The organism is Streptomyces prasinopilosus (assembly GCF_001419695.1).
GTDB classification, from domain to species: domain Bacteria; phylum Actinomycetota; class Actinomycetes; order Streptomycetales; family Streptomycetaceae; genus Streptomyces; species Streptomyces prasinopilosus.
The window spans coordinates 1-5,677 of the sequence record NZ_LIRG01000568.1; the positions used below are offsets into that span (position 1 = coordinate 1).

At 72.0% G+C, this 5,677-nt stretch carries 4 protein-coding genes; 1 reads left to right on the forward strand and 3 read right to left on the reverse strand.

The window, feature by feature from the left end; all coding sequences use genetic code 11:
- Nucleotides 1-3,489: ABC transporter ATP-binding protein (locus AOK18_RS22265; RefSeq protein ID WP_055695493.1), on the reverse strand; the 3,489-nt coding region annotated here is incomplete at its 3' end.
- Between the two features lie 229 nt (nucleotides 3,490-3,718).
- Here AOK18_RS22265 and AOK18_RS22270 point away from each other — a divergent pair.
- Nucleotides 3,719-4,588 (forward strand): endonuclease I family protein, encoded by an 870-nt coding sequence (locus AOK18_RS22270; protein WP_055695494.1) that lies wholly within the window; start codon nucleotides 3,719-3,721, stop codon nucleotides 4,586-4,588.
- Between the two features lie 115 nt (nucleotides 4,589-4,703).
- Here the strand turns inward: AOK18_RS22270 and AOK18_RS22275 are convergent, their stop codons facing one another.
- Nucleotides 4,704-5,114 (reverse strand): VOC family protein, encoded by a 411-nt coding sequence (locus AOK18_RS22275; protein WP_055573922.1) that lies wholly within the window; start codon nucleotides 5,112-5,114, stop codon nucleotides 4,704-4,706.
- A gap of 81 nt (nucleotides 5,115-5,195) precedes the next feature.
- Nucleotides 5,196-5,588, reverse strand: coding sequence for a helix-turn-helix domain-containing protein (locus AOK18_RS22280; protein ID WP_175400352.1), 393 nt, complete (start codon nucleotides 5,586-5,588; stop codon nucleotides 5,196-5,198).
- Nucleotides 5,589-5,677 lie beyond the last annotated feature (89 nt).

A 5,677-nucleotide genomic window follows, 5' to 3' on the forward strand; every position in this document is an offset into this window, starting at 1 on the left:
GAGGTCGCCGAGCGCGGCCGTGGCCTCGTCGAGCAGCAGGATGTCGGGGTCGACGAGTTCGGCGCGGGCCAGTGCGATCAGCTGGCGCTGTCCGGCGGAGAGGTTGCGGCCGCGCTCGGCGACCTCGTGCAGGTAGCCGCCCTCCAGCGTGGCGATCATCTCGTGCGCGCCGACCGCGCGGGCCGCCGCCTCGACCTCGGCGTCGGTGGCGTCCGGGCGGCCGTAGGCGATGGCGTCGCGGATCGTGCCCGGGAAGAGGTAGGCCTCCTGCGGGACCACGCCGAGCCGGTGCCGGTAGGCGGTGATGTCGAGGTCCCTGAGGTCGGTGCCGTCGACGGTGACCCTGCCCCGGGTCGGGTCGTAGAACCGGGCCACCAGTTTGACCAGGGTGGACTTCCCGGCGCCGGTCTCGCCGACGAACGCGACGGTCTGCCCGGCGGGAATGCGCAGGTCGACGCCGCTGAGCGCCTCCTCCTCGTCCCCGTAGGCGAAGTCCACGTCCTCGAAGGCGATCCGGCCGCGCAGGGAGGGCACGCCGAGGGGTTTCGCGGCGTCCCGGGTGGACGCCGGTTCCCGCAGCAGTTCCTGGATGCGGCCCAGGGAGACGGACGCCTGCTGGTAGCCGTCGAAGACCTGGGAGAGCTGCTGCACCGGGGCGAAGAACAGGTCGATGTAGAGCAGGTAGGCGACCAGCGCGCCCGTCGTCAGCGTCCCGTCGTCGACCCTGATGCCGCCCACGACGAGGACGGCCGCCGCGGCCGACGACGCCAGGAACTGCACGAACGGGAAGTACACCGAGATCAGCCACTGGCCCCGGATGCGGGCGGCCCGGTAGCCGTCGCTGCGCTCGGCGAACCGCCGGTTGCCCAGCCGCTCGCGTCCGAAGGCCTGCACGATCCGCAGTCCGGACACCGACTCCTGGAGGTCGGCGTTGACCGCCGACACCCGTTCCCGGGCCAGTTCGTACGCCTTCACGCTGGCCCGGCGGAAGAAGTACGTGGCGATGATCAGCGGGGGCAGCGTGGTGAAGACGATCAGGGCGAGCTGGACGTCGATCACCAGCAGGGCGGCCATGATGCCGAAGAAGGTGACCACCGAGACGAACGCGGTGACCAGGCCCGTCTGCAGGAACGTCGACAGCGCGTCCACGTCGGTGGTCATCCGGGTCATGATCCGGCCGGTCAGCTCGCGCTCGTAGTAGTCGAGGCCGAGCCGCTGGAGCTGGGCGAAGATCTTCAGCCGCAGTGAGTACAGCACGCGTTCGCCGGTGCGTCCGGTCATCCGGATCTCGCCGGTCTGCGCCGTCCACTGGACGAGCACCGCGAGCAGGGCGAGCAGGGACGCCGCCCACACCGCGCCGAGGGCGGCCTGGGTGACGCCGGCGTCGATGCCGTGCCGGATCAGCACCGGCAGCATCAGGCCGGCGCCGGCGTCCACGGCGACGAGCGCGAGGCTGAGGAGCAGGGGGGTGCGGAAGCCGCGCAGGAGGCGGCGCAGTCCGTAGGAGTCCTCCGGCTGCACAGCCCGGTGCTCGTCGACGTCGGGGACGTCGTCGGCCGGGGGCAGGGCCGCGACCTGGGCGAGCAGTTCGGGGGTGGCCGGGCTGCCGGACAGGGCGGTGTCCTTGGGCTCGCGGTCTCCGGTCCACAGGCGGGGGGTGACCCCGCGTTCGGCGTCGAACTCGGCGTCCAGTTCCGCGCGGACCGTGGTGTCGTCGCTGTCGTCCTCGCGGAGGGCGGCCGGGTGGTGGCCCGGGGAGACGCCGCCCAGTTCGTCGGGGTCGGTGAGCAGCCGGCGGTAGAGGGCGCAGCGCCGCTGGAGCTCGTCGTGGGTGCCGATGTCGGCGAGCCGGCCGCCGTCGAGGACGGCGATGCGGTCGGCGAGGTTCAGGGTGGAGCGGCGGTGCGCGATCAGCAGCGTGGTGCGGCCGCGCATGACCTCGGCCAGCGCCTCGTGGATCTCGTGCTCGACGCGGGCGTCCACGGCGGAGGTGGCGTCGTCCAGCACCAGCAGGCGCGGGTCGGTGAGGAGCGCGCGGGCGAGCGCGATGCGCTGGCGCTGGCCGCCGGAGAGGGTCAGGCCGTGCTCGCCGACGGTGGTGTCGTAGCCGTCGGGCAGCTCCGTGATGAACCGGTCGGCCTGGGCCGCGCGGGCGGCGGCCGTTATCTGCTCCTCGGTCGCGTCCGGGCGGCCGTAGGCGATGTTGGCGCGCACGGTGTCGGAGAAGAGGAAGGAGTCCTCCGGGACCAGTCCGATCGCGGCCCGCAGCGACTCGGTGGTCAGCTCGCGCACGTCGTGCCCGCCGACGAGGACGGCGCCGCCGGTGACGTCGTAGAAGCGCGGCAGGAGCAGCGAGACGGTGGACTTGCCGGAGCCGGAGGCGCCGACGACGGCGAGGGTCTCGCCGGGGCCGATCTCGAAGGACAGGCCGTTCAGGACGGGGCGCCCGGGGTCGTAGCCGAAGGAGACGCCGTCGAACTCGACGGTCGCGGGGGCGTCGGCGGGCAGTTCCCTGGTGCCGTCGGTGAGGGACGGTTCGGTGTCGATCAGCTCCAGGACGCGTTCGGTGCCGGCCCGCGCCTGCTGCCCGACGGTCAGCACCACGGCGAGCATCCTGACCGGGCCGACGAGCTGGGCGAGGTAGGTGGAGAAGGCGACGAAGGTGCCCAGGGTGATGTTGCCGCGCACGGCGAGCCAGCCGCCGAGGGCGAGCATCGCCACCTGGCCGAGGGCGGGGACGGCCTGGAGGGCCGGGGTGTACCGGGAGTTCAGCCGGATGGTCCGCAGCCGCCCGGCGAACAGCCGCCGGCCGACCTCGCGGAGCTTGCCCGTCTCCTGCTCCTCCTGCCCGAAGCCCTTCACCACGCGCACCCCGCTGACGGCGCCGTCGACCACCCCGGCGACGGCGGCCGCCTGGGCCTGCGCGTACCAGGTGGACGGGTGCAGCCGGGTGCGGCTGCGCCGGGCGATCCACCACAGGGCGGGGGCGACGGCGAGGGCCACGGCCGTGAGCGGCAGCGACAGCGACGCCATGATCACGAGGGAGATCACGAACAGCAGGATGTTGCCGATGGTCATCGGCAGCATGAAGAGCAGGCCCTGGATCAGCTGGAGGTCGCTGGTGGCCCGTCCGACGACCTGCCCGGTGGACAGCTCGTCCTGGCGGCGGCCGTCCAGCCGGGTGATCGTCCGGTACATCTCGGTCCGCAGGTCGTGCTGGACGTGCAGGGCGAGCCGGCCGCCGTAGTAGCGGCGGACGAAGGTGAGGGCGTAGACGAGGGCCGCGGCACCGATCAGGGCGCCCGCCCAGGGGGTCATGGCGCGGGTGTGGTCGCCGATCACGTCGTCGATGATCACCTTGGTGACCAGGGGGACCAGTGCCATCACGGCCATGCCGGCGAGGGACGAGCCCAGGGCCAGCACGACGTCCCCCGGATGGCGCCACGCGTACGCGCCCAGTCGCCGTGCCCATCCCTGCTGCGGTGTCACGCGGGTGCCCTCCGGTCGTGCCGATCGTGCCGATCTACCGGAAGGCACCAACACACCGTGCAGCGGATTTCATCCCTCCGCAACGTTCGGGAAGGCCGGCGTCACCCCGGCGGGACCCCCCTCCGCAAGGACGACACGCAATCGACACCGCATGTACATTCCTACAACTTCATGCGCATGTCACGATGCGGGAACCCTCGTTCAACTCGCGTAGATCGGACACTCCCCCATGCTCGCGATACGCATGCGCACCCGACGCCGGAAGGCGGTGGCGTTCGCCACCACCGCCGCCCTCACCGCCCTCGCCGTCCCGGCCCTGACCGCGTCCCCCGCCACGGCCGCGCCCGAGCCCCCGGCAGCGGCGTCGGCTCCGGTCGCGGCCGCGGCCGCGGCGACCGCCGTGGCCGCGGACTACGACTCGACGTACTACAGGAACGCGATCGGCAAGACGGGGACCGCCCTCAAGTCCTCGCTCCACACGATCATCAGCAGCCAGACGAAGCTCTCCTACTCGGCGGTCTGGAACGCGCTGAAGGCCACCGACCAGGACCCGAACAACAGCGGCAACGTGATCCTGCTGTACTCGGGGGTCTCCCGCAGCAAGTCCCTGAACGGCGGGAACACCGGCAACTGGAACCGCGAGCACGTGTGGGCCAAGTCCCACGGCGACTTCGGCACCTCCACCGGCCCCGGCACCGACCTCCACCACCTGCGCCCGACGGACGTCCAGGTCAACAGCATCCGCGGCAACAAGGACTTCGACAACGGCGGCAGCGCCGTGGCGAACGGCGGCGGCAGCCTCACCGACTCCGACTCCTTCGAGCCGCGCGACGCCGTCAAGGGCGACGTGGCCCGCATGATCCTCTACATGGCGGTCCGCTACGAGGGCGGCGACGGCTGGGCCGACCTGGAGCCCAACAACAGCGTCAACAACGGCAGCAACCCGTACATGGGCAGGCTCTCCGTGCTGAAGCAGTGGAACGAGCAGGACCCGCCGGACGCCTTCGAGAAGCGCCGCAACCAGGTCATCCACGACTCCTACCAGCACAACCGCAACCCGTTCGTCGACCACCCGGAGTGGGTCGAGGCGATCTGGTAGCGGACGGGCCGCCCGACCCCGGCACCGTGCGGGGGTCGGGCGTCACGCGCCGCGCGGGTGCGCGGGTGCGCGGGGCGGGCCGGGACCGACCCGCCCGGCGTCCGCCCGGAGCGCCTCAGCCCTTCAGCTGGGTGAAGCGGATGCGGTTGCCGAAGGGGTCGCGCAGGCCGCAGTCGATTCCGTACGGGCGCTCGGTGGGTTCCTGGGTGAACTCCACGCCCTTCTCCAGCAGCGTCTCGTAGGTCTTGCGGCAGTCGTCGGTGGTGAGGATGAACCAGCCGCCCATGGCCCCCTTGGTCACCAGGTCGCGCACCTGTTCCGCCGTCTCCTCCGACATCGCCGGAGCGCCGGGCCTCTCGAGCAGGATCTGCCGCTCGGGGTGGCCGGGGACGCCGACGGTCAGCCAGCGCATGGAGCCCAGGTCGATGTCCGCGGTGACCTCCAGACCGAGCTTGCCGACGTAGAAGTCGAGGGCCTCGTCCTGGTCGAGGACGTACATCTGCGAGTGCGTGATGGCGTTGAACATGACGCTCACGCTATCCAGTCGGCGGGACGGAAACTTATCCGAAACTGCTCGGTTCCCGAGTGCCCGGCGTCCGGCGGGACGTCAGCCGGCCGGCCGGGTCCACGCCATCGTGAAGCACGTCGGCACGCCGGCGGCCGTCGCCTCCTTGCGGTACGCGCGCGGCGACCGGCCGACGATGTCGCGGAACGTGCGGCTGAAGGTTCCGGGACTGTTGAAGCCGACCTCGAAGCCGATGTCCGTCACGCTGCGGTCGGTCTCCCGCAGCAGGAACATCGCCCGTTCCACCCGGCGGCGCTGGAGGTAGCGGTGCGGTGTCTCGCCGAACGTGGTCCGGAAGGTCCGCGCGAAGTGCGCCGGTGACACGTGCGCGATGCGCGCCAGGGCGGGGACGTCCATCGGCCGCGCGTAGTCGCGGTCCATCGCGTCCCGTGCCCGGAGCATGCGGCGGTTGGTCTCCTCGGTGGCGCGGCTCACGGCGCCATCCCATCACGGTCCGCCGCACCCGGGCCACACACGGACCGGTCACGGCAGCGCACCACCGACGTGCGCCGACGCTCCGGCGG